At 60.8% G+C, this 23660-nt stretch carries 20 protein-coding genes and 1 pseudogene; 13 read left to right on the top strand and 8 right to left on the bottom strand.

Annotated elements, in window-relative coordinates:
• Positions 1 to 207: 207 nt before the first annotated feature.
• Entirely contained in the window at positions 208 to 870 is a 663-nt protein-coding gene (locus HB676_RS23050) for a hypothetical protein (RefSeq protein WP_213740884.1), read from the top strand.
• Positions 871 to 897: 27 nt separating this feature from the next.
• Here the strand turns inward: HB676_RS23050 and HB676_RS23045 are convergent, their stop codons facing one another.
• On the bottom strand, positions 898 to 1749 hold the full coding sequence (locus tag HB676_RS23045) for an SDR family NAD(P)-dependent oxidoreductase (protein ID WP_213740661.1): 852 nt from the start codon (positions 1747 to 1749) through the stop codon (positions 898 to 900).
• Positions 1750 to 1774: 25 nt separating this feature from the next.
• Entirely contained in the window at positions 1775 to 2713 is a 939-nt protein-coding gene (locus tag HB676_RS23040; protein WP_213740660.1) for a hydrogen peroxide-inducible genes activator, read from the bottom strand.
• Positions 2714 to 2816: 103 nt separating this feature from the next.
• Here HB676_RS23040 and katG point away from each other — a divergent pair, with 103 nt between their 5' ends.
• Positions 2817 to 4991, top strand: coding sequence for a catalase/peroxidase HPI (gene katG, locus HB676_RS23035; protein ID WP_213740659.1), 2175 nt, complete (start codon positions 2817 to 2819; stop codon positions 4989 to 4991).
• A gap of 69 nt (positions 4992 to 5060) precedes the next feature.
• Here the strand turns inward: katG and HB676_RS23030 are convergent, their stop codons facing one another.
• Positions 5061 to 6146 carry a preprotein translocase subunit SecD gene (locus HB676_RS23030; protein ID WP_213740658.1) on the bottom strand — a complete coding sequence of 362 codons (1086 nt, stop codon included), beginning with the start codon at positions 6144 to 6146 and terminating at the stop codon, positions 5061 to 5063.
• Positions 6147 to 6421: 275 nt separating this feature from the next.
• Here HB676_RS23030 and HB676_RS23025 point away from each other — a divergent pair, with 275 nt between their 5' ends.
• Positions 6422 to 7156, top strand: coding sequence for an SDR family NAD(P)-dependent oxidoreductase (locus tag HB676_RS23025; protein ID WP_213740657.1), 735 nt, complete (start codon positions 6422 to 6424; stop codon positions 7154 to 7156).
• 53 nt (positions 7157 to 7209) lie between these two features.
• Here HB676_RS23025 and HB676_RS23020 read toward each other — a convergent pair whose 3' ends face one another.
• Positions 7210 to 7506 (bottom strand): HU family DNA-binding protein, encoded by a 297-nt coding sequence (locus HB676_RS23020; RefSeq protein WP_213740656.1) that lies wholly within the window; start codon positions 7504 to 7506, stop codon positions 7210 to 7212.
• A gap of 884 nt (positions 7507 to 8390) precedes the next feature.
• Between HB676_RS23020 and HB676_RS23015 the strand changes: the two genes are divergently transcribed.
• The 3 genes from HB676_RS23015 (at position 8391) to HB676_RS23005 (ending at position 13588) form a co-directional block, all read left to right on the top strand.
• Complete coding sequence (locus HB676_RS23015; protein ID WP_213740655.1) at positions 8391 to 10319, top strand: tetratricopeptide repeat-containing sulfotransferase family protein; 1929 nt, start codon at positions 8391 to 8393, stop codon at positions 10317 to 10319.
• A 236-nt stretch (positions 10320 to 10555) separates the two neighbouring features.
• Complete coding sequence (locus HB676_RS23010) at positions 10556 to 11686, top strand: alkene reductase (protein ID WP_213740654.1); 1131 nt, start codon at positions 10556 to 10558, stop codon at positions 11684 to 11686.
• 240 nt (positions 11687 to 11926) lie between these two features.
• Positions 11927 to 13588 carry a thiamine pyrophosphate-binding protein gene (locus tag HB676_RS23005; protein WP_213740652.1) on the top strand — a complete coding sequence of 554 codons (1662 nt, stop codon included), beginning with the start codon at positions 11927 to 11929 and terminating at the stop codon, positions 13586 to 13588.
• A gap of 104 nt (positions 13589 to 13692) precedes the next feature.
• Here the strand turns inward: HB676_RS23005 and HB676_RS23000 are convergent, their stop codons facing one another.
• Together HB676_RS23000 and HB676_RS22995 are read right to left on the bottom strand one after the other, a co-directional pair.
• The gene (locus tag HB676_RS23000) at positions 13693 to 15060 is read right to left on the bottom strand and encodes an LLM class flavin-dependent oxidoreductase (RefSeq protein ID WP_213740651.1); all 1368 of its coding nucleotides are present in this window, start codon (positions 15058 to 15060) and stop codon (positions 13693 to 13695) included.
• A gap of 66 nt (positions 15061 to 15126) precedes the next feature.
• On the bottom strand, positions 15127 to 15753 hold the full coding sequence (locus tag HB676_RS22995) for a carboxymuconolactone decarboxylase family protein (RefSeq protein ID WP_213740650.1): 627 nt from the start codon (positions 15751 to 15753) through the stop codon (positions 15127 to 15129).
• 175 nt (positions 15754 to 15928) lie between these two features.
• On the opposite strand from HB676_RS22995, the gene HB676_RS22990 reads away from it, so the two are divergent.
• From HB676_RS22990 to HB676_RS22960, 7 genes are all read left to right on the top strand, one after another.
• Positions 15929 to 17335 carry a M20 family metallopeptidase gene (locus tag HB676_RS22990; protein WP_213740649.1) on the top strand — a complete coding sequence of 469 codons (1407 nt, stop codon included), beginning with the start codon at positions 15929 to 15931 and terminating at the stop codon, positions 17333 to 17335.
• A 162-nt stretch (positions 17336 to 17497) separates the two neighbouring features.
• A complete protein-coding gene (locus HB676_RS22985; protein WP_213740648.1) occupies positions 17498 to 18415 on the top strand; it encodes an amino acid ABC transporter substrate-binding protein in 918 nt (305 codons plus the stop codon).
• Positions 18416 to 18485: 70 nt separating this feature from the next.
• A complete protein-coding gene (locus HB676_RS22980; RefSeq protein ID WP_213740647.1) occupies positions 18486 to 19403 on the top strand; it encodes an amino acid ABC transporter substrate-binding protein in 918 nt (305 codons plus the stop codon).
• Positions 19404 to 19525: 122 nt separating this feature from the next.
• Entirely contained in the window at positions 19526 to 20257 is a 732-nt protein-coding gene (locus tag HB676_RS22975; RefSeq protein ID WP_213740646.1) for an ABC transporter permease subunit, read from the top strand.
• 6 nt (positions 20258 to 20263) lie between these two features.
• On the top strand, positions 20264 to 20956 hold the full coding sequence (locus HB676_RS22970) for an ABC transporter permease subunit (protein WP_213740645.1): 693 nt from the start codon (positions 20264 to 20266) through the stop codon (positions 20954 to 20956).
• 9 nt (positions 20957 to 20965) lie between these two features.
• Positions 20966 to 21697 (top strand): amino acid ABC transporter ATP-binding protein, encoded by a 732-nt coding sequence (locus tag HB676_RS22965; RefSeq protein WP_213740643.1) that lies wholly within the window; start codon positions 20966 to 20968, stop codon positions 21695 to 21697.
• 164 nt (positions 21698 to 21861) lie between these two features.
• Positions 21862 to 22719 (top strand): D-amino-acid transaminase, encoded by an 858-nt coding sequence (locus HB676_RS22960; RefSeq protein WP_213740640.1) that lies wholly within the window; start codon positions 21862 to 21864, stop codon positions 22717 to 22719.
• Positions 22720 to 22755: 36 nt separating this feature from the next.
• Here HB676_RS22960 and HB676_RS22955 read toward each other — a convergent pair.
• A pseudogene (locus HB676_RS22955) lies at positions 22756 to 23213 on the bottom strand (carboxymuconolactone decarboxylase family protein).
• A gap of 123 nt (positions 23214 to 23336) precedes the next feature.
• Complete coding sequence (locus HB676_RS22950; RefSeq protein ID WP_213740639.1) at positions 23337 to 23555, bottom strand: hypothetical protein; 219 nt, start codon at positions 23553 to 23555, stop codon at positions 23337 to 23339.
• Positions 23556 to 23660 lie beyond the last annotated feature (105 nt).

Genomic DNA, 23660 nt, shown 5'->3' with positions numbered 1-23660 from the left:
TTACCTGCATGCATATTCCAAGCCAGAACGGGACGACTGGGAGCCGTCGTATCAACAGGTGCGGATTTGCGTTTCCCGCCGCGCCACTCGCTGCCCGGCGATCCAAAGGTTGCGCCAAATCTACGGTTTTTTAAGCCTTTGGAGAGATCATGAAGGCTCCCAAAGCAAATGGATCGCGTTCCAATGATGAAAGTGGAACAGGTTTCGATCGGCCGTCGCCTGATCATGCCGCTGGCGGCTATTCTCCTGACTATTCAGTGCGGCGCCGTGAACGCGCAAGGTGCATTTCCGGCGCCGTTGCCCGGCCGTACCACGCTCGCGGCCAACGATCCCTTTCCGCCGGTCAATGGTGCGGCCCCGGTCGCTTCCCTAGGTGCCCCGTCGGCATCATTTCCCGTCAGCGGAACGGCGCCCGTTAGTTCCGCGTTTTCCCCGGCTCAGCCACAGGCAAGCGCCCCGGACGAATGCATGCAAGGATTCTTGCCGCTGCGGCAGGAAGCCGAGAAGCGCGGCAAGCTGATCAAGGCTGCCAGCGATCGGCACGCCCCGGCCGAGGAAGCTTGCAAGCTGATCGGGAATTTCGCCCAGTCCGAAACCAAGATGCTGAGATATGTCGAGACCCACGCGGCCAAATGCGGGATCCCGCCGCAGATATCCGATCAGCTAAGAAACGGTCACAAGAACACCGAGGCGATGCAGCAAAAAATCTGCGCGGTGGCTCAGCAGCAGCAACAGCAACAAAAAGGCCCGGCCGGGCCGACCTTGAGTGAAGTGCTGGGTTCCGCAACATCGCTTCCGACGTCTACCCCTGTCAAGCATGCCAGCGGCAGCGTGTTCGACACGCTGCAGGGCAATGTGCTCGAACGGTGATCCCAGGCGGTTCGCGATAAGAGTGGACTACGACTTCTTCACAAAGGCTGCAAAGGCTTCGGCGTAGTCGGGATGCCAGCGCGATAGCGGCGCACGATTTTCGACGATATCGCCGGCCGCCCAGAGAATTCGCCGCTCGTCGAGGCGACGCGGCACGTCATTGTCGGGACACAGGATATAGAAATCGCCGGCGTCGAGCCGCTCGATCATGAAGTCGATGGTCTGCTCCGGCGTCCAGGCCGCCGCCGGCTTTTCGGTGCGGCCCTTGGCGGTAAGGCCCGTGAAGACGAAGCCGGGGATCAGAAGATGCGCGCTGATGTGGCCGCCGGCAGTGTTGCGCAATTCGTGCTGCAGCGCTTCGGTAAAAGCCTTCACACCGGCCTTTGAGACATTATAGGCGGGATCGCCGGGTGGCGTGGTGATGCCCTGCTTGGAGCCGGTGTTGATGATCAGGCCGGGCCGGGCGCGTTCGATCATGCGCGGCGCGAAGATCTGCGAGCCATGGATGACACCCCAGAGATTGACGCCGAGAATCCGCTGCCAGTTGTCACCCGGCCCGAACATCGTGCTGCCTGGCTGAATGCCGGCGTTGTTCATCAGGAGATCCGTGCCGCCGAACCGCTCGTGTACCGCGATTTCAAACTTCGACACCGCATCGGCCTGGCTGACGTCAACGCTCGTCGCCATGATATCGGCGCTGCCGCCAGGCGCGGCCGCCGACAATTTCGCCGCCGCGTCCGCGATACGGTCAGCGCCGAGATCGGCGATGCACACTTTCATGCCGAGGCGAGCGAACCGCATCGCGGCCGCGAGGCCCAATCCGGACGCGCCTCCGGTGACGACGGCGACATTGCTGGCTGACATGGCTGGATGGGACATGAGGTCTCCTGATCAATAAAGCTGTCTAGCGCGCCGGTTTGCGCGAGGCGGGTCCGGAGGTACGCTGCTTGCGCAATGTGTCGGCTGAAAGACAGATCACTTCGGAAATCTGCAGCAGTTGCCGGGCCAGCGGACTGGTTTTGCGCCAGACCATCCCGATGGTGCGCGACGGCTGCGGGTTCTTGAATCGCGTGACCGACACCGGCGCCGAGCGTGTCTCTACCGCGACCGCCATTTCCGGGATCAGCGTGACGCCGATCCCGGCGCTGACCATTTGAACCAGCGTGGACAGCGAGCTTGCGTCCAGCACCTCGCGCGGCGGCGACGCATGCATATTGCAGAACGACAGCGCCTGATCGCGGAAGCAATGCCCCTCTTCGAGTAGCAGCAGCCGCATTTCACGCAGCGCCTTGACGGTGGGCACCGGCGTTCCCTCCGCTTCGCCCGGCCGCACCAGCAGGAAATTTTCCGCAAACAGGGCGACCTCGGTCAGCGAAGGCTCGGATACCGGCAGCGCGACGATCGCGGTATCGAGCCGGCCTTCCCTGAGCTCCTGAATCAGTTTTGGGGTCAGCGTCTCGCGAACGTGGATGTCCAGTTCCGGATGCAGCCGGGTCAGGTTGCCTATCACGGTTGGCAGCAGATAGGGCGCGATGGTCGGGATCATGCCGACGCGCAGCCGGCCCGCCAGTTGGTGGTGCGACGCGCGGGCGAAATCGCCGAGTTCATCGACCGAGCGCAGGATGTCGCGAACGCGCTGCGCGACCTCTTCGCCGAATTTCGTCAGCCTGATCTGCCGGGCGCCGCGCTCGAGCAACACGCCGCCCAGAAATTGCTCCAGTTCCTTGATCTGCATCGACAGCGCCGGCTGCGAGATTGCGCAGGCCTCCGCCGCGCGCCCGAAGTGACAATGACGTGACAGCGCATCGAAATAACGGAGCTGCTTTAGCGTGGCATGGATCATCAGATTATCTTATTGTAGCGATCAATAGAGTCAATTTCACCTGATGGCTTGCGTTGCGTAAAAACACGGCTCAGGGTGGAACCAACACCACAGGAGGCTCACTATGGACGATAAAACCAAATGCCCGTTTTCAGGCGGCAAACCCGCACCCGCCAACCGTGACTGGTGGCCACAGCAACTGGATCTGACGATCCTCCACCAGCAGTCGAACCTGTCCGATCCGATGGGCGAGGACTTCGACTATGCCAAGGAATTCAAGACCCTCGATCTCAATGCGGTGATCAAGGACCTGACCGCTTTGATGACGGACTCGCAGGATTGGTGGCCGGCCGATTTCGGTCACTATGGGCCGCTGTTCATCCGCATGGCGTGGCACAGCGCGGGCACCTATCGCATCGGCGATGGTCGCGGCGGCGCCGGAGCCGGTCAGCAGCGCTTCGCGCCGCTCAACAGTTGGCCTGACAACGCCAACCTCGACAAGGCGCGCCGGCTGCTGTGGCCGATCAAGCAGAAATATGGCCGCAAGCTCTCCTGGGCGGACCTGATGATTCTCACCGGCAACGTCGCGCTGGAATCGATGGGCTTCAAGACCTTCGGTTTTGCGGGTGGCCGCGCCGACGTCTGGGAGCCCGAGCAGGATGTTAATTGGGGTCCGGAAGCCAAGTGGCTGGACGACCAGCGCTATTCCGGCGACCGCGAACTGCACGGCCATCTCGGTGCGGTGCAGATGGGCCTGATCTACGTCAATCCGGAAGGGCCGAACGGCAAGCCAGATCCGCTCGCATCGGCCCGCGACATTCGCGAGACCTTTGCGCGCATGGCGATGAATGACGAGGAAACCGTTGCGCTGATCGCCGGCGGTCATACCTTCGGCAAAACCCACGGCGCCGGCGATGCGAGCCTCGTCGGTCCGGAGCCGGAAGGCGGCGAGATCGAGCAGCAAGGTCTCGGCTGGTCGAGCAAGTACGCCACTGGCATTGCCGGTGACGCGATCACCAGCGGTCTCGAAGTGATCTGGACCACGACACCAACCAAGTGGAGCAACGGTTTCTTCGACAATTTGTTCAACTACGAATGGGAACTGACCAAGAGCCCGGCCGGCGCCCATCAATGGACCCCGAAGAATGGCGGCGGCGCCGGGACCGTGCCGGATGCGCACGACAAGTCGAAGCATCATGCGCCGTCAATGCTGACCACCGACCTCGCTTTGCGGATCGACCCTGCCTACGAAAAGATCTCGCGGCGCTTCCATCAGCATCCGGATCAGTTCGCCGACGCGTTTGCGCGCGCCTGGTACAAGCTGACCCACCGCGATATGGGACCGATCGTGCGCTATCTCGGCCCGCTGGTGCCAAAGGAAGAACTGCTCTGGCAGGATCCGATTCCGGCGGTCAAGCATGAGCTGGTCAGCGAGGCTGACATCACGGCGCTAAAGGCAAAAATCCTGGCGTCCGGCCTGTCGGTTTCCGAACTGGTCTCGACCGCCTGGGCGTCGGCGTCGACGTTCCGCGGCTCCGACAAGCGCGGTGGCGCGAACGGTGCGCGCATTCGTCTGGCGCCGCAAAAGGACTGGGACGTCAACCAGCCGGCTGAATTGGCCAAGGTGCTCGCAAAGCTCGAAGGTATCCAGAAGGAGTTCAACGGCGCGCAGAAGGGCGACAAGAAAATCTCGCTCGCCGACCTGATCGTTCTCGGCGGCAGTGCGGCGGTCGAAAAGGCCGCCAAGGATGCTGGCCAGGACGTGAAGGTGCCCTTTACGCCGGGCCGCACCGATGCTTCGCAGGAGCAGACTGACGTTCATTCGTTTGCTCCGCTCGAGCCGACCGTCGATGGCTTCCGCAACTATGTTCGCGGCAAGCAGTTGATGTCGGTCGAGGAGCTCTTGGTGGACCGCGCGCAATTGCTGACGCTGACCGCGCCGGAAATGACGGTTCTGGTTGGCGGCCTGCGTGTGCTCGGCGCCAATGCCGGCAAGGACAAGCACGGCGTCTTCACCGACAAGCCGGGCACGCTGACCAACGACTTCTTTGCCAACCTGCTCGACATGCGTACGCAGTGGCATCCGACGAGCTCCGACAGCGTCTACGAAGCGCGCGACCGCAAGACCAACGCGGTCAAGTGGACCGGCACCCGCGTCGACCTGATCTTCGGTTCGCACTCGCAGTTGCGGGCGCTGGCGGAAGTCTATGCGTCGTCGGACTCGAAGGCGAAGTTTGTGAAGGATTTCGTCGCAGCCTGGACCAAGGTCATGAACGCCGATCGCTTCGATCTCGCCTGATTGAAAGACCGGTAGAAAGAGCGGCGCTTCAAGGTAACTTGAGGCGCCGCTTTTTATTTAAGCCTGCGATTATTTTTTGGCATTGACGTCCGGCTCGACCATCTGCTGATCGACGACACTCAGCCGCCCGGGCAGCGTTCCCGAGCGCAACAGCATAGCGACCCTGTTGGCTTCTTCGAGCGTGAAATTGCCCGCTATCTGTCCCGTGCCGCCCCGGATCGGCTCGCGGATGACGGGCACCGAGAGCACCTTGTCGTCGGCGACAACAGCGAATGGCTTGCCGATATTTTCCTCGGTGATGTGGGCGAAGCGCTTTGTGCCACGTCCGTTGAACCGGAACGTCGCGATCGGCTGGTCGGAGCGCTGGTCGAACCCCGGCGAGACGTCGATGATATCGTCACCCCCCATCGCGATTTCCTTCAGGACCAAATAAGGCTCGTTGCTCTTGAAGTGGTAGAGGATTTCGGATGCCGGGGGCGGGGCGCCTTTCAGGGCCTCGGCTGATGTCATCGACTCATCGACCAGGCGGAATGCGACGTGCGCTCGCTTGCTGAATATCGCGGTCACACGTTCGGGATCCCTGATACCCGGCAGCAGGACACGAATGCGGTCGGCTCCATCGGGCTGCGCGTCGGCCAGCTTGATACCGCTGTCGCGCAGGCGTTGTGCGATCATCTCGATCGACTGCTGGAGCAGTTCGTTCAGGCGTCCATTGAATCGGGAATCCGTCGGCATAAACCGCATCAGGCCGTCACCGCTATCGGCAACGGTGACAGTTGGCGTGGCTTGCGTTGATGGCGGAGCCTGCGTTGCCGGAACGAGCTTGCTCGCGACCTTTTGCCGGTCGTTGGCATTGGCGATCCGGACTTCGACGCCACCGTCGCGCAGCGCCAGCCCGGCAAAGGGGATGCGGCCGTCATGCACTATTTGAAATACTTCATCGCGCAGATCCATCACGATCGCTTCACGCAAGGCATCGGAATCGACCTTGAACACAATGCGGGATCCGCCTTGCGTCGCGAGGGCGTTCTCGACATAGGCCGAAATCTTCGCGCGCATCTGTGCGGCGTCAGGCGCCGGCGCGGCTGCCACCGGGAAAGCGAAAGCGAGGATGAAAGCGACGGTCAGCCCGGTCGTCCTGGCCCGCTGGTTCATGGTCGTGGCGTCCTTTGAAGCATGATCCGGAAAAGTGGAAACCGGTTTTCCGAAAGATCATGCTTAAACAGAGATTGGCGCGGTCGATCGCAGTTCGCGTGGTGATGGAGAATACCTACCAGACTTGGTCCCGCAATCACGCGCCGAGGTTCAATCACCGCGTTTATAAGAGCCTGGCCGCCCGGCCGATGGTCCGGAGCGGACGCCCGTTGCCTCGCGCGCCGGTGGCTTTTAGAGTGCCGAAAACGGGGCCCGGAATGCGACGGAGCGATCCAATGACGTCACCCAATCTCCATGACCACGTCGCGCTTGTGACCGGCGGATCACGCGGTATCGGGGCTGCGGTCGTTCGCGCGCTCGCGGCGGCGGGAGCCGCGGTCGTGATCAATTACCGGGAGCGAGCCGATGCCGCGCAGTCGCTGGTGGCAGCCATCGAGAAAGAAGGCGGCCGGGCGATCGCGATCGGCGCCGACGTTGCGCAGAGCGATGCCGTCGCGGGTCTGTTTAGCCGGGCGGCGCAGGCGTTCGGGCCGGTCGATATTCTCGTCAACAATGCCGGCATCGCGATCACGCGAAATATCGATGACCTCACCGAGGCTGATTTCGACCGGACCATCGAGGTCAACCTCAAGTCGGTTTTTCTATGCACGCAGGCGGCGTTGCCGTCTATGCGGCGCAAACATTGGGGACGTATCGTCAATATTTCGTCAGGCGCGGCGCGTGGTGCGGGCTCGATTGGCCCGCACTATAACGCCTCCAAAGCCGGTATCGAAGGGCTGACGCGCGGATATGCCGCCCGCCTCGTCAAGGAAAGCATTACGGTCAACGCCGTAGCCCCCTCGCTCATCGAGACCGACATGATGAAAGACCAGCAGGCGCTCGTCGCCCGGATACCGCTCGGCCGCTTCGGAACATCCGACGAAGTGGCGCAGGCGGTCATGTTGCTGATCGGCAATGCCTATATGACTGGTCAGACGATCGCTTTGAGCGGCGGAATGGCGTTCAATTGAGGCCTTCCGCCGATCATGCGCCGATATACACGGCGTCCTTTAAACAGCGTACCCTAAACTGCGTCCTTGGCCACCTTCAACGGCGATGCCTTGACGGATTTGCTGGCCGGCTTGGCTGCAAATTCCATCGGCTCCTTGGTGAAAGGATTGATGCCGCTGCGGGCTTCGGTCGCGGGCTTGTTCACCACCGACATTTTCGCGAAACCGGGAATAACGAATTCGCCGGACTCGTTCAGTTCTTTGTAACCCACCGTCGCCATGTGCTCGATGACGGCCTTGACGTCATTTTTGGAAATTTGCGTACCCTCTGCAATCGCATCAATCAATTGGGTCTTGGTCATTTTAGCCATTATAGCAGCCTATGTGTGAGTTGGAGATAAGGTGGCTTAGAACGCATCGAGGGCCAAAACACAAGTTGCATTTCTCGATGTTTCGAGGCCAGGTTCCCTCTGATTTTGATGCAGGCATCCTCCCAATACGGCCCCGGCCATGCATGCGTGCCGGGTAATTCGGTCAACTTTGACGAAATCGCAACGGGGCTGACAATCGATCCCGCCGACGCTGCGCGCGCGAGGTGATCGATTAACAGCCATTATCGCGGCGTCGGGAATATCGTTGCGGCGGGAAGTCGGCGCGTGTGCCTTGCATCCGCAAAAGCCGGGATCAGCCTTACTGCGGCCTTTCGAATGAGATCGTAGCTTCGCACTTTTTTACTTCAATATGTTTCCGTGATTTCGACGGTATGGCGCTCAAGCCGTGCGCAAGCGTTATCTGATTTCGTCAAAGCCTTGCGCCATCGCGTGTTCTTCGCTGCGAACGGGAAATTAATTCCGCTCGGCTTGTGCGTCCATTTGTTTCTGCGTCGCGATGCGCGAGCCGCGTCTAACCATAATTTAACTCGTCACCCGATGGAGCGTCCTTACGCTCATGTTCGTGTTGGCGTGATTCGTGAAAACGCAACTTTCCATTCCATTCAGCGCTCTGACGTCACGATGTGACCGCATGGCGTCCGATCATCGCGCGGCCGATATCATCATGCGAAAACGAATAGTCTATCGATCGGTAAGCGGTACGCCGGCTCTGAAAGGCGATCTGGTCGAATTGAATTTCATTACGGATCCTGCCTTCAGTGCCGATGATGTCACGGTGGAGATGAGCAGATCCGAATTCGATCGATTGCTTCGCAGAATTTCCGATCGGTTGTCCCACGCGCCATCTTGCGATTGAGCCGTCGATGCGGCCGAACCGTCATCAGCGCCGCGCCAACGCCAGGACGGCTAAGCCGTCGCACGATCCCGCTGAAGTCCTTAACAACCGCGGCATGATGCTGACGAGTATGAATCGGCCTGAAGAGGCGCTTGCGAATTTTGATGCGGCCCTTTCGCTGAATCCGGATTTTGTCGAGGCGCACAATAATCGCGCGGTCGTATTGGCGGCCATCAAGCGGCCGGAAGCGGCGCTTTTGAGCTACGACCGGGCGCTGGTCTTAAGTCCCCGCTTGACCACAGTGCTCAACAATCGCGGCAATCTGCTGCAGGAGCTCGGCCGAATTGACGAAGCGTTGGTGGATTACGACAAGGCCCTGGCCCTGGACTCCAGCTTTGTTGCCGCCATCAATGGCCGGGGCAGCGCTCTTCAAAAACTTGGGCATACAGGCGAAGCGGAGCGGGAGCTGCGGCGCGCCATCGCGCTCAAGCCGGATTATGTCGAAGCCTATTGCAATCTCGGAATCGTGTTCACTGACTACGGCCGTCTGCAGGAAGCCGAGGCCGTGATCCGGCACGCTATCGAACTCAAGCCGGATCATATCGTATCCCTGTGCAATCTCGGGAAAGTGCTTGTCGATCTCGGTAAACATGATGAAGCCGAGGATGTGATGCGGCGGGCTGTCGCGCGCGATCCGGATTGCGCCGAGGCCCATTTCAATCTCGGAAACGCTCTCATCGCGCTGAACAGGCATCATGAGGCGGAGGTGGCCACGCGGCGTGCGATCGCGCTGAAACCCGCTCTGGCCGGGCCACATCACAATCTCAGCGTCGCCTTGATGGATCTTGGCCGGTTGACCGAAGCCCGCGAAGCGTCTGAACGGGCCATCGCGCTGGCGCCGCGAGAGCCCGCCTACTTTCGTCAACTGGGCGAACTCATCAAATACACGAATGGCGATCGCTTCCTGACGGCGCTGGAAGCGTTGTCGGAGGATGAAGCGTCCCTGCCGATCGCCAAGCAGATCGATCTGCATTTTGCCTTGGCCAAGGCTTATGCGGACATCGGCCGGCCGGAAGACGAGTTCGGGCGGCTGTTGGCAGGCAACAAGCTCAAGCGCGGCCGCATCGAATATGAAGATGCCGCGGTGTTGGGGCTTATCGACCGTGTGCAGCAGGTGTTTACACCGGCATTCATGGGTGCCGCGAAAAGCGCCGGCGAGCCCTCGGCCAAGCCGATCTTCATTGTGGGAATGCCGCGGTCGGGAACGACCCTTATCGAGCAGATCCTGGCGAGCCACCCTCAGATTTACGGCGCCGGAGAATTAAAGCTGCTGGATCGGGCGGTGTTCGATATCCAGGCTTCGATCGGGGAGACACCGGCCTATCCGGAGATCGCCTTGCATATGTCGGACGAACATTTTCGCGAACTCGGCCGGCATTATCTGGCCGGAGTCCAGCAGTTGGCCCCGGCGGCGTCTCATGTCACGGATAAAATGCCTGCCAATTTTGCATTTGCCGGACTGATTCATCTCGCATTGCCCAATGCGACCATCATTCATGCCGTCCGGGATCCCGTAGATACCTGCATCTCCTGTTTCTCCAAGCTGTTCACGGAAGGCAATTTCCAGACCTATGATCTCGCTGAACTTGGGCGCTACTACCGGCATTATGAAGCCCTGATGCGGCATTGGCACCGGGTGCTGCCGCCCCAACGTATCCTCGATGTCCATTACGAGGACACGGTTGCCGACGTCGAGGGCGTGGCGCGCCGCATCGTCGCCCATTGCGGCCTGCCCTGGGATCCGCAATGTCTTGAATTCTATTTGACGACGAGAATTGTCCGCACCTCGAGTGCGGCTCAGGTCAGAAGGCCGATCTACACGAGTTCGATCGGACGGCGCCACAGCTATGGCGCCTTGCTGGAGCCGCTTCTCGCCGAACTCCAGCCGATGATATGAACGCATCGTCGTCCCGGCCTTGAGCCGGGACCCATAGCCACGGGGCGTTGTGTTGCGCGAAGTCGTCGAACAGCATCTTTGAACGATAGGCCGCGGCGTATGGGTCCCGGCGTTCGCCGGGACGACGTTGAGAGATCACGAAACGGCATAGGAGACCCTCGGTCGCACCTCCCGCTCTTTTGCGAACCGCATGAACCGGCTACATATCGGGACCAACACAAAATCCCGGGGCAGAAATGAATTATCCCAAGTTGTTTTCGCCACTTCAGGTCGGTCCCTACACGCTTGCGCACCGCGTCGTGATGGCGCCGTTGACACGGATGCGGTCCGAGAAATCGAGCTTCGCGCCGCGGCCGCTGAACGTGGAATATTACCGGCAGCGCGCCACGCCGGGCGGATTGATCATCGCCGAGGCCACGCCCGTGATGGCCGCGGGGCGCGGCAATCCCGCCGTGCCGGGTATCTATACCGAGCAGCAAATCGCGGGATGGCGCGCGGTCGTCGACGCGGTTCACGCCAAGGGCGGGGTGATCTTTCTCCAGCTCTGGCATGTCGGGCGGGTCTCGCATTCCTCGCACCAGCCGGGCGGCGGGCCGCCGGTCGCGCCGTCGGCCGTTCCGATCAGTGTCGAGGGCATGATGGCGATGACGGCCGACGGCAAGATGGCGCCGTATGAGACGCCGCGCGCGCTTGAAACCGCCGAAGTTGCCGCGGTGGTCGAGGCGTTCCGGCAGGGCGCAACAAATGCACTGAAGGCCGGCTTTGACGGCGTCGAGATCCACGGCGCCAACGGCTATCTGATCGAGCAATTCCTGCAATCGAAAACCAATCTGCGCACCGATCAATATGGCGGCTCGATCGCCAACCGCACGCGATTCCTGCTGGAGGTCACGCAGGCCGCGATCGATGTCTGGGGCGCCAATCGCGTCGGCGTTCGATTGACGCCCTATGGCATTGCCAATGGCAGCGGCGAGGCCGATCCGATGCCGCTCTACAGCCATGTCGTCAAGGCGCTCGATCCGCTTGGTTTGGCCTATCTGCATTTCATCGAGCCACGCTCGAGCGGCGCCGGCCGTGCCGAGGTCAATCATCAGAACGTGCCGTCAGCGATGGAGCTGTTTCGCCCGATGTGGCGTGGCGTGCTGATCACGGCCGGCGGCTTTACAGGCGAGACCGCTGAAGCCGCGATTGCAGCCGGCCATGCCGACGCAATTGCGTTCGGCCGTATCTTCATCTCCAACCCGGATCTGCCACGGCGCTTGCAACACGGATATCCGTTGACGCCGTACAACAGGGCGACCTTCTACGGCGGCGAGGAGGCGGGCTATACCGATTATCCCGTTCATGACGCGTTGGAGAAAGCGTGAATCACACGCCGTCATTCCGGGGCGATGCGTAGCATCGATCCCGGAATCTCGAGATTCCGGGTCTGGTGCTAACGCACCATCCCGGAATGACGAAGAGTGATGAGGGAAAGAAAACATGGTGAAGCCCCGGATGTCGCTTCGCTCATCCGGGCTACGGGTTTGCTGGTTTCCTTGATCTTATCGGCTGACATCAGCCATGATGCGCGAATCACGGCGTGACGACCGCGGGAAGGGGAGATTTTGATGAATCGCATTACCGGGCGCTCGGCCTTTCTCGCATTGCTGAAGGATGAGGGCATCACGCATCTGTTCGGCAATCCCGGCACCACCGAATTGCCGATCATGCATGCGCTGAAGGATCATCCTGACCTCACCTATGTGATGGCGATGCAGGAAAGCCTGGTGGTTGCGATCGCCGACGGCTACAGCCGGGCGTCGGGCCGTCTCGTCGCCTGCAACGTCCATGTCGCGCCCGGGCTCGGCAACGCGATGGGCTCGCTTTACAACGCGCAATTCACGGGAACGCCGATGATCCTGACCGCCGGCCAGCAGGAGCAGGGCCACGGGTTGATGGAGCCGCTGCTGTTCGGACCGCTGGTCCGCATGGCCGAACCGCTGGTGAAATGGGCCGTCGAGGTGACGCGGCTTGAGGACCTGCCGCGCATCGTGCGCCGCGCCGCCAAGATCGCGACCACGCCGCCGACCGGGCCGGTATTCATCTCGCTGCCGGGAGACATCCTCAATGCCGAAGCCGGCATAGACCTCGGTCGTTCGACGCGGATCGATACGCGGGTGAAACCTTCCGACGAAGCGTTGCAGGCGCTGGCGCAACGCATCCTCAAAGCGGAACGGCCGGTCATCATTGCCGGCGATGAAATCGTCAAGAGCGACGCGCTGAAGGAGGCCGCCGCACTGGCGGAAGTGCTGGGTTGTCCGGCGTATCAGCAGTCCGCGCCCTACGGTTCGCATTTTCTCTCGGAGAGCCCCTGCTTCATGGGCGCGCTGACGCGCTCGCAGACGCAGGTGCGTGAGACGTTAGCACCTTACGATCTGATGATCGCGCTCGGCGCGGATCCGCTGCGGATGTCGGTGCATAGTGAAACCGATCCGCTGCCGGAAGGCATGCCAGTGGTGCAGATCGGTCTCGTCGATTGGGACATCGCCAAGAATTTCGGCGCCGAGATCGCGCTCAAGGCCGATGTGCGGGAAACCCTGCGTGCGCTGATCCCGGTGCTCAAATCCGCCGGTGGCGCTGCACTTGAGGCGCTTGCCAAACAAGGCATGGCCGCGCTCGCTGCCAACAATTGGACTGCCAATCGCGCTAAGGCGGTCGAGAAAATTCTAAAGGCAAGCCATCGTTCGCCGATCGATCCGGAATGGCTGACACTGCAATTGATCGAGGCGATGCCCGGCAATGCCATTCTTGTCGATGAAGCCCTGACCTCTTCGCGGCAGGTATTGGCGCTGCGGCCCTATCGCGATCGCTACGATTTTCATGCACTGGCTTCGGGCGGCATCGGCTGGGGATTGCCGGCTTCGGTCGGCGTCAGCCTCGCCAATCCGGACCGGCCGGTGGTGTGTTTTTCGGGTGATGGCAGCGCGATGTATTCGATCCAGGCGCTGTGGACCGCTGCGCATCACAAGCTGCCGTTGACGGTCGTGATCGCCAACAATGGCGGCTATCGCATCATCAAGCAGCGGCTGCTCGCGTTTCACGGCGACGATCATTATGTCGGCATGGATTTTGTCGATCCCCCGGTGGATTTTGTCGGGATGGCGAAATCGCTCGGGCTCGAGGCAACGCGTGTCACCGACCCCGGGAATGTCGGGCCGACGCTCAAGTCGGCGTTCAGCCGGCCCGGCGCGAAATTGATCGAGGTGGTGGTCGACGGGACGGTGTGAGCCGTCTCGAATCGAATTTCGTAGGGTGAGCAAAGCGCAGCGTGCCCACCAGCGATAAAAGAGGTGGGCACGGCGCAAGGGCGCCTTTGCCCACCCTACAAGAGCTATACTGGCCGATACTGCACCGCCGGATGCGGCGCGGTGAGGCGCGCGCGGCCCTGGCCGAACAGCTTTTCACGCAGCGTTCCCTTGGCGTAGGCGTCCTTGTAACGCCCGCGCCGAACCAGTTCCGGCACCAGCATCTCGACGATGTCCTCGAAATCGCCAGGCGAAATCGCGAATGCGACATTCAGGCCATCGACATCGGTTTGATCGACCCATGCTTCAATAGCATCGGCAACGGTTTCCGGCGTACCGACCACGACAGGGCCGATGCCGCCGATGCCGACATGCTGTGCGACTTGGCGCACGGTCCAGACCCGGTCGGGATCGGCGCGGGTGATGTTGTCCATCGCGGTGCGGCCGGCGTCGTTCTGGACGTGGCGCACTTCCTGATCGAGATCGTAGGTGGAGAAATCGACACCGGTCCAGCCGGACATCAGCGCGAGCGCACCTTCGGCGCTGACGTGACTGACATAGTCGTCGTATTTGGCTTTGGCTTCAGCCTCCGTTCGCCCCAGAATAATGGTGAACATGCTGAACATCAGGATTTCAGCCGGGTTGCGTCCGGCTTTCGCGGCGAGTTCGCGAATGCCGGCGACGCGCGGCGCGATGATCTTAGCCGAGGGACCCGACATGAAGACGCATTCGGCATGCTCGGCGGCGAATTGCCGTCCGCGCGGCGAGGTGCCGGCTTGGTACAGCACGGGCGTTCGTTGCGGCGACGGTTCGCTGAGGTGAATGGCATCGAGCCGGTAATTATTTCCCTCATGCCGGACGCGATGAACTTTTGCGGGATCGGTGAAAATGCCGCTAGCGCGGTCGCGCAACACCGCGTCGTCCTCCCAGCTTCCTTCCCAGAGCTTGTAGACCACTTCCATATACTCATCGGCGACATCGTAGCGGTCGTCATGCCCGGTCTGCTTGTCCTTGCCGGCGCCGCGCGCCGCGCTGTCGAGGTAACCCGTGACGACATTCCAGCCAACCCGCCCCTCGGTGAGATGGTCGAGCGTCGACATTCGCCGGGCGAACGAATAGGGCGGCTCATAGGACAGGTTTGAAGTCACGCCGAAGCCGAGATGTTCGGTGACGGCGGCCATCGCCGGGATCAGCATCAGCGGTTCGTTCGCCGGCGTCTGCGTCGCGTTGCGCAGCGCCGCATCCGGACTGCCGCCGAACACGTCATAGACCCCGAGCACATCGGCGAGAAACAGGCCGTCGAACCGCCCGCGCTCCAGTATTTTGGCGAGATCGATCCAGTATGGCAGCCGGTTATAATCATTGGTGCGGTCGCGCGGATGGGTCCACAGCCCCGGCGATTGATGCGCGACACAATTCATCGCGAAGGCGTTGAGCCGGATTTGCTTCTTCATGATCTCGCACTTCTCACAGCGCCGCCGCCCGGCAGGGTGCCGCGCGCCGACGCTCAGACGGATAGACTATTTTCCCGCCTGCTTGAACGGCAATTCCTCGCCGGCGGGCGCCGGGACGCGCGCGACGTTGAGCGTCATCGAGACCACTTCGTAATAGCCGTTGACCGCGACCAGATCCATGATGCCGGCTTCGCCAAATTTTTCCAGCGCCCTGGCGTAGATCGCGTCATCGACGCCGTGGTCACGCCGCAACTGAGTAGAAAATTCCCACACGATCGCCTCGTCGTCTTTCATATTGTCGGGCTTTCGTCCGGCGCCGATTGCGGCGACGATGGCGGGATCGAGGCCGGCCTTGAGCGCCAGCGGCGCATGGGCGTGCCACTCATATTGCGAGCCCCAGGCCTGCGCGGTCATGATGATCGCCATCTCGTTGACGCGCTTGTCGAGCGAGGTGTTGAACCGGATATATTCGCCGACCTTCTGCAGCCGGTCCGCAAGCTCAGGGCTGCGCAGCCACGCATTGAATGGGCCGCCGATCGATTTCCGGGGCCCGGACATGATCGCATCAGCCACGCTGCGCTGGGCTGTTGTCATTTTGTCGAGCGGAATCGTGGCGAAGCGCTCGCCGGTCAGCGCGACAGCGGAACCCGCAAACAACATACAGACGATGGAAGCGCGCAGGATCGTTTTCATGGAATTCTCCCAGGAGTTCGCCCGATCGAGCGCCGGGCTGTGGCCGAAATTGTTGCATTCCGGCGCAGTTTGGCAAGGCCCATTCATGGCGTTGTGGCCACTTTCGGCATGCGCCGTATCCCGATACGCTGATTGAAATCCAGGCAACGCGACCGGGATACCAGGACAGCAAGAAATGACCAGAGCCGACGCCATCGCCCGGGCCCATCACGAGCTTCATTCCGGCGCGTTTCTCGCCGAACTCGATCGACGCGTGGCGTTTCAAACCGAAAGCCAGAACCCCGAACGGGGCGATGTGTTGCGCGCCTATCTCGAACAGGACCTGCAGCCGGCTTTTTCAAAGCTGGATTTCACGACCCGGCTGATCGAATCGCCCGGTGGCAAGGGGCCTTATCTTCTGGCCGAGTATAAGGAGAGCTCATCGGCGCCGACGGTCCTCATGTATGGGCACGGCGATGTTGTCGATGGCATGGTTGGAGAATGGCGGGACAACCTCGATCCCTGGCGGACCACGACGGTGGGCAACAGGGTTTACGGCCGAGGCACCGCTGACAATAAAGGTCAGCACAGCATCAACCTGTCAGCCCTTCGCGCGGTGCGGGAGGCGCGTGGCGGCCGGCTGGGCTTCAACGCCAAATTCATCGTCGAGACCGGGGAAGAGATCGGCTCGCCGGATCTGCGCCAGGTGTGCGAATCCCTGCGCGATGAGCTTTCCGCCGATCTGTTTCTGGCATCGGATGGACCGCGGCTATCTGCGGAACGTCCGACCTTGTTTCTCGGCTGCCGCGGCGGCATCCGGATTCATCTGGATGTGAATCTGCGCGAGGGCTCGCATCATTCCGGCAATTGGGGCGGTGTGCTTGCCAATCCCGCGACCATTCTGGCCAGCGCGATCGCGACGCTGGTCGATGGCAACGGACGCCTGCTGGTCGAGCAATTGAAGCCACCACGGCTGTCCAACCAGATCCGCGCGGCGCTGGCTGACGTCAAGATCGAGCCGATGCCGGATGAACCGGCTCTCTCGGACAATTGGGGTGAGGAAGGTCTGTCGGCGGCCGAGCGGCTTTATGCCTGGAATACGCTGGAAGTGCTGGCGATGTCCGCCGGCAATATCGACAAAACGGCCAATGCGATTCCGGGGCGCGCGCAAGCCGTGCTGCAGCTTCGCTTCGTGGTCGGCACCAAGGTCGACAACATCGCCGATGTGATCCGGGCTCATCTGCACGGCAAAGGTTTTCCGATGATCGAGGTGCAGGCGACGCAACGGTTTGCGGCGTCGCGAACCGATCTCGAAAGCCCCTGGGTCAACTGGACCGCGGAATCAATTAGAAAAACCACGGGAAAGGCGCCGGCGGTGCTGCCGAATTTCGGCGGCTCGCTGCCCAATGACGTGTTTTCCGATGCACTGGGCTTGCCGACGATGTGGGTGCCGCACTCCTATCCCGGCTGCTCCCAGCACGCGCCCGACGAGCACATTCTATTGTCGGTCACCGAGGAGGCGCTGGGCATCATGGCCGGCCTGTTCTGGGATTTGGGCGAGATGCCGCGCGCGTTGTCGTCCGCGGCCTCGCATGGGGCGTGACCGAGTGGCGCAGCCGGCTTGTCTGCATCCAAAGGCGTCTTGCGACATCCCGACGTTCGGACCATACATGAACAGTTTTTCCGTTATCCTAGACCCGTTACTTCACGCTCGTCCCAAGGCAATTTCTCAAGCAATCCATACCCGACAAGCAGGAGAACACGTATGAACCGCATGCATATGTTTGGCTATGCGCTCGCCATTGCGTTCTGTGGGACACAGGCCGGCGCCCAGGAGCTCACCGGGACGCTGAAGAACATCAAGGAGACCGGCGCGATCACGCTCGGTTTTCGTGACTCCTCAATTCCGTTTTCCTATCTGGATGACAACCAGAAGCCGGTCGGCTTTGCGATGGACATTTGTTACAAGATTGTCGACGCCGTGAAGAAAGAACTCAAGCTCGACAAGCTCGAGGTCAAGCTCAATCCGGTGACCTCCTCGACCCGCATTCCCCTGCTGGCCAACGGCACCATCGATCTCGAATGCGGCTCGACCACCAACAACGCCGACCGCCAGAAGCAGATCGCCTTCACCAACACGCATTTTCTGACCGCGAGCCGCTTCGTCTCGAAGAAGGCCAGCAAGATCGGCTCGATTGACGACCTCAAAGGCAAGTCGGTGGTCTCGACCTCCGGCACCACCAACATCAAGCAGCTCAATGAAGCCAATGCGGCGCGCAACCTCGGCATCAACATCATCCCGGCCAAGGATCATGCCGAAGCCTTCCTGATGGTCGAGACCGATCGTGCGGTGGCCTTTGTGATGGACGACATCCTGCTCGCCAGCCTGGTCGCCGGGTCGAAAGAGCCTGCGGCCTATATCATTTCCACCGACGCGTTCTCGAAGCCGGAGCCCTATGGGATCATGCTGCGCAAGGACGATCCAGCCTTCAAGAAGGTGGTCGATGGCGCCACCGCGGCGCTCTACCAGAGCACTGAGGGTCCCAAGCTGTATGAGAAGTGGTTCCAGCAGAAGATTCCGCCCCGGGGTCTCAATCTGAATGTGCCGCTTGGCCCCGAATTGAAGAACGAATTCGCCAAGCCGTCGGATTCGCCCGATCCCGATTCCTACAAGGCGATGTGAGCTGATCGGCTTTTCCGGCCCGAATTGTGCATGGTTTGCCGCAGTCATCGAAGTTGAGGAGAGAGTACGAATGAAACGGCTGCACGTGATGGGCCTGGTGCTTGCTGCGGCTTTTTGTGCCGCGCAAGCCGGTGCCGAGGAACTCACCGGGACGCTCAAGAAGATCAATGAAACCGGCACGATCACGATCGGCTATCGCGACTCCTCGATTCCATTTTCCTATCTGGATGACAATCAGAAGCCGGTCGGTCTCGCGATCGATATCTGTTACAAGATCGTCGAGGCCGTGAAGAAGGAGCTCAAGCTCGACAAGCTCGAAGTCGAACTCAATCCGGTGACGTCGTCGACCCGCATTCCGCTGTTGGCCAACGGGACCATCGACCTCGAATGCGGATCGACCACCAACAACCCCGATCGTTCGAAACAGGTCTCCTTCACCAATACGCATTTCCTGACGGCAACCCGCTTCGTCTCGAAGAAGGCCAGCAAGCTCAATTCGATCGAAGACCTCAAGGGCAAGACGGTGGCCTCGACCTCGGGCACCAACAACATCAAGCAACTCACGGAAGTGAATGCCGCCCGCAACCTCGGCATCAATATCGTCCCGGCCAAGGAACATGCCGAATCGTTCCTGCTGATCGAGACCGATCGAGCGGTGGCGGCGGTCATGGACGATATTCTGCTTGCCAGTTTCGTCGCTGGATCGAAAAATCCGGATGCCTATGTCATTTCCACCGAGGCATTTTACAAGCCGGAGCCTTACGGCATCATGCTGCGCAAGGACGACCCGGCCTTCAAGAAGGTGGCCGACGAGGCCACCGCCGCGCTGTACCAGAGCCCGGAAGGCCAGAAGCTGTACGACAAATGGCTGATGCAGAAGATCCCGCCCAAGGGCTTGAATCTCAATGTCCCGATTGGCGCCGAGCTGAAAAAAGCATTCGCCAAACCCACAGACTCGGCCGATCCTGATTCCTACAAGGCGATGTAGGAATTCCCGGTGCGTACGATGGCCCGGTCGTTGCATATTCTTGATAGAATAAGCTTGCTAGCATGGCCTTGATGGCTTGGTCTTGGCCAATCGCGGCGCGGCTGTAAGGGGCGGGAGCCGGTGTGAACTATCATTGGAACTGGCGCATCTTCTGGGAGCCGGCCCCTAACGGGACCGGCACCTATCTCGATATGCTGCTGTCTGGACTGCTGCTGACGATCGAGACCGCGATCTGTGCCTGGATCATTGCCCTGATCTGCGGATCGATTGTCGGCGTATTACGGACGCTGCCGTCGAAGACCGCGTCGCGGATCGGCTTCCTCTACGTGGAATTCTTCCGCAACATGCCGCTCTTGGTGCAGTTGTTTCTCTGGTTCTTCGTTCTGCCGGAAGTCCTGCCGAACGCGTGGGGCTTGTGGCTGAAGCAAATGCCCAACGCGCCTTTCTTTACAGCGACGATCGGGCTCGGATTGTTCATGTCGGCGCGGGTCGCCGAGCAACTGAGGTCCGGTATCGGATCGCTGCCGCGCGGCCAGAAGTTGGCCGCGACCGCGCTCGGGCTGACCACGGCGCAAACCTATCGCTATGTGCTGTTGCCGATGGCGTTTCGCATCGTGCTGCCGCCGCTGACTTCGGAATTCCTCTCGACCGTCAAAAATACCTCGGTGGCGATTACGATTGGCCTGATCGAACTGACCGCACAGGCGCGCGCGATGCAGGAATTTTCCTTTCAGGTGTTCGAGGCCTTCACCGCCGCGACGGTGCTTTATCTCTTGGTCAATATCGTCGTTGCCGTCGCCATGCGCTTTGTCGAGCGCGGCGTGGCGATCCCCGGCTACATCACGGGGAAATAGCCAGCCATGTTCGCCAATTTCGACTTTGACGTCATCCGCCGCTCCCTAAGCTATCTGTTTCTCGATGGCATGACGTTTACGCTGACACTGACCGGTCTCGCCACCGTCGGCGCGCTGGTGTTCGGAACGCTGCTGGCGCTGATGCGGCTGTCGGGCTCAAAGCCGCTGGTCTGGTTCGCGGGCATCTATGTCGATTTGATGCGGTCGTTGCCGCTGGTGCTGGTGATCTTCTGGTTCTACTTTCTCGTACCTTACATCGGACAATGGTTGACCGGATCGTCGCGGCCGATGCGCGTCGGGGCGTTCACGTCCTCGCTCGTCACCTTCATTATTTTCGAGGCGGCTTATTTCTCCGAGATCATGCGCGCCGGCATCCAGTCAATTTCGAAAGGCCAGCCCGCCGCGGCGCAGGCGCTCGGTCTCACCTACAGCCAGACCATGCGCTACGTCGTGCTGCCGCAGGCGTTTCGCAACATGCTTCCGGTACTGCTGACCCAAACCATCGTGCTGTTCCAGGATACTTCGCTGGTCTATGTGCTGTCGATACCCGATTTCCTGGGAGCAGCCAGCAAGGTCGCGCAGCGCGACGGGCGGCTGGTCGAAATGTATCTGTTCGCTGCCGTGGTCTATTTCGCCATTTCCTGTATCGCGTCGTTTGGCGTGCGGCGCCTTCAGGCGCGCATCGCCTTTGTCCATTAGCGAGGCTCCATGATCGAGATCAGCCATGTCGACAAATGGTACGGAACCGGCTTTCAGGCGCTGAAGGACTGCACTACCAGTGTCGCCAAGGGCGAGGTGGTGGTGGTGTGCGGTCCCTCGGGCTCCGGAAAATCGACGCTGATCAAATGCGTCAATGCGTTGGAGCCGTTCCAGAGCGGCGAAATCGTCCTCGACGGCATCAAGGTCAATGATCCCAAGACCGACCTGCCGAAGTTGCGCGCCCGCGTCGGCATGGTGTTCCAGCATTTTGAATTGTTCCCGCATCTGAAGATCATCGAGAATCTGTGTCTCGCGCAGGAAAAGGTGCTGGGCCGGTCGCATGAGGACGCGATGGCCAAGGGGGCCAAGCTCTTGGATCGGGTTGGCCTCAAGGATCATGCGCGGAAATTTCCCGCCGAACTGTCCGGCGGCCAGCAACAACGCGTCGCGATCGCCCGGGCGCTGGCGATGGATCCGATCGCGATGCTGTTCGACGAGCCGACCTCGGCGCTCGACCCTGAAATGATCAGCGAGGTGCTCGACGTGATGGTCGATCTCGCGCGCGAGGGCATGACCATGATGGTCGTCACCCACGAGATGGGTTTTGCCAGCAAGGTCGCCAATCGCGTCATCTTCATGGACCAGGGCGAGATCGTCGAGGACGCACCCAAGACCGATTTTTTCGGCAGCCCGCGCAGCGACCGGGCGCAGAAATTTCTGTCGAAGATCTTGTCGCATTGACGGACCTTCCGTCATTCCGGGATGGTCCGAAGGACCAGACCCGGAATCTCGAGATTCCGGGTTCGATGCTGCGCATCGCCCCGGAATGACGGGGAGATGAGTTTCTTGCATGACGCGCATATGCTATGCGGGCACATCACTTCGCTACCCCCGGGAGACTTCGCTTGGACCAAATCGCTTACGTCAACGGCTCGTTCGTGCCACTCGCCGACGCCAAGGTTTCCGTGCTCGACCGCGGCTTTCTGTTCGCCGACGGTATCTATGAAGTCTCGGCGGTGCTGGAGGGCAAACTGGTCGATAACGCCTCGCATCTGGCGCGGCTGGAGCGTTCGGTCGGCGAGATCGCGCTGGCTTTGCCGGAATCTCTCGATCGTATCAGGGAAATCCAGAAGGAGCTGATCGCACGCAACCGGGTCGAGAACGGTCTGGTCTATCTGCAGGTGACGCGCGGTGCCGCCGCCGGGCGGGACTTTGCATTCCCGAAAGACGTCAAGCCGACACTGATTTTGTTCACGTCGATAAAGGACATCGTCAACGCGCCCACAGCCAAATCAGGCATCGCCGTGATCACGGTGCCGGATATCCGGTGGGCGCGGCGCGACATCAAGAGCGTGGCGTTGCTGGCGCAGGTGTTGGCCAAGCAGGCCGCGGCGGAAGCCGGCGCCGGCGAAGCCTGGATGATCGAGGATGGCAAGGTGACCGAGGGTGGATCGTCGTCGGCCTTCATCCTGACCAAAGACGATGTGCTGGTGACGCGGCAGAATTCGAGTGCGATTCTGCCGGGCTGTACCCGCAAGGCGGTGGTCGCGCTTGCTGAAGAGCGTCAGCTCCGGGTCGAGGAGCGGGCCTTTTCGGTGGAGGAGGCGCTGGCGGCAAAGGAAGCCTTCATCACCAGCGCGAGCTCGTTCGTGCAGGCGGTGGTCACCATCGACGGCAAGACCGTCGCCGACGGCAGACCCGGCCCGATGGCCAATCGCCTGCGTGAGATCTACATCGACTTCGCCCGCAAGACTTCCGAGTAGACATCTCGAAATAGATATCCGGCCGCCACGCTTGGATCAGGCGGCAGCTTTGGCCTGCACTGGCGGATTCATGCGGAAGCTGATCGCTATCCGGTTCCAGGCATTGATGGTGGCCACCAGCATGGTCAGATTGACCGTCTCGGCTTCAGAGAACTGGGCGCGGACGTCCTCGTAGACATCATCGGGAACATGGGTTTCCGAAACCAGCGTCACCGCCTCGGTCCATGCCAGGCTGCGCGTTCGCGATCGGTATAGACGGGCGCTTCACGCCACGCGTTCAGCAGATACAGCCGCTGTTCGGTCTCACCCTGCTTGCGCGCATCCTGGGTGTGCATGTTGATGCAGAACGCGCAACCATTGATCTGCGACGCGCGCGTCTTGACCAGTTCGATCAGGGATTTTTCTAGGCCGCTGCCCTGAACTGCGGTCTCCAGAGTCATCAGCGCCTTGATGGTATCCGGCGCGACTTGATAGGCGTTCAATCGAGGCTTCATGGTCGTTCTCCTTTGAGGTCTAGTTGGCTGGATATTTCAGGGGCGCCGCGTGCTTCAAGATGATAAGCCGCATTAAGAGAAAAAGCCCCGGACCCGCCGGGGCTCTTTTCGACATGCGGCAAATCAACGGCCGGCGGGCGCCGACATTCCGGCGTTATAGTTGTGATAGTCAGACTGCACCGCAATATAGGCGGGCGCCGCATTGGCATTGGTCTGCCGGAATTGTTCGGCGGCCACGCGGTCCGTCATTCGTACGTGGTGACGGTCCGAAGCCACGGCCGCTTGCGCGGTTGCTGCAGAAAATACCGAAGCGCCGAGCATGCTGAGAATGGTCTTACGCATTGTCATCTCCCATCGCGCATTTGTGTGAAAGCTTGCGGAATGCGCTTCCGCTGCCTTTTACGTAGCAATGGAGCGGCGCCCCGATAATCCGCTGAGTATGGAATG

This window comes from Bradyrhizobium sp. dw_411 (genome assembly GCF_018449695.1).
Taxonomy (GTDB): domain Bacteria; phylum Pseudomonadota; class Alphaproteobacteria; order Rhizobiales; family Xanthobacteraceae; genus Bradyrhizobium.
Note: the sequence above shows the minus strand (reverse complement) of the source record. Positions and strands in the feature narration are given on the sequence as shown.

Excerpts from the sequence above, each read along its gene's own strand:
- HB676_RS23025 (WP_213740657.1), top strand. The coding sequence starts at position 6,422 with ATGACGTCACCCAATCTCCATGACCACGTCGCGCTTGTGACCGGCGGA.
- HB676_RS23045 (WP_213740661.1), bottom strand. The coding sequence starts at position 1,749 with ATGTCCCATCCAGCCATGTCAGCCAGCAATGTCGCCGTCGTCACCGGA.
- HB676_RS22980 (WP_213740647.1), top strand. The coding sequence starts at position 18,486 with ATGAAACGGCTGCACGTGATGGGCCTGGTGCTTGCTGCGGCTTTTTGT.
- HB676_RS23015 (WP_213740655.1), top strand. The coding sequence starts at position 8,391 with ATGCGGCCGAACCGTCATCAGCGCCGCGCCAACGCCAGGACGGCTAAG.
- HB676_RS22950 (WP_213740639.1), bottom strand. The coding sequence starts at position 23,555 with ATGCGTAAGACCATTCTCAGCATGCTCGGCGCTTCGGTATTTTCTGCA.
- HB676_RS22965 (WP_213740643.1), top strand. The coding sequence starts at position 20,966 with ATGATCGAGATCAGCCATGTCGACAAATGGTACGGAACCGGCTTTCAG.
- HB676_RS23040 (WP_213740660.1), bottom strand. The coding sequence starts at position 2,713 with ATGATCCATGCCACGCTAAAGCAGCTCCGTTATTTCGATGCGCTGTCA.
- katG (WP_213740659.1), top strand. The coding sequence starts at position 2,817 with ATGGACGATAAAACCAAATGCCCGTTTTCAGGCGGCAAACCCGCACCC.
- HB676_RS23020 (WP_213740656.1), bottom strand. The coding sequence starts at position 7,506 with ATGGCTAAAATGACCAAGACCCAATTGATTGATGCGATTGCAGAGGGT.
- HB676_RS22970 (WP_213740645.1), top strand. The coding sequence starts at position 20,264 with ATGTTCGCCAATTTCGACTTTGACGTCATCCGCCGCTCCCTAAGCTAT.
- HB676_RS22990 (WP_213740649.1), top strand. The coding sequence starts at position 15,929 with ATGACCAGAGCCGACGCCATCGCCCGGGCCCATCACGAGCTTCATTCC.
- HB676_RS22995 (WP_213740650.1), bottom strand. The coding sequence starts at position 15,753 with ATGAAAACGATCCTGCGCGCTTCCATCGTCTGTATGTTGTTTGCGGGT.
- HB676_RS23010 (WP_213740654.1), top strand. The coding sequence starts at position 10,556 with ATGAATTATCCCAAGTTGTTTTCGCCACTTCAGGTCGGTCCCTACACG.
- HB676_RS23030 (WP_213740658.1), bottom strand. The coding sequence starts at position 6,146 with ATGAACCAGCGGGCCAGGACGACCGGGCTGACCGTCGCTTTCATCCTC.
- HB676_RS22985 (WP_213740648.1), top strand. The coding sequence starts at position 17,498 with ATGAACCGCATGCATATGTTTGGCTATGCGCTCGCCATTGCGTTCTGT.
- HB676_RS23000 (WP_213740651.1), bottom strand. The coding sequence starts at position 15,060 with ATGAAGAAGCAAATCCGGCTCAACGCCTTCGCGATGAATTGTGTCGCG.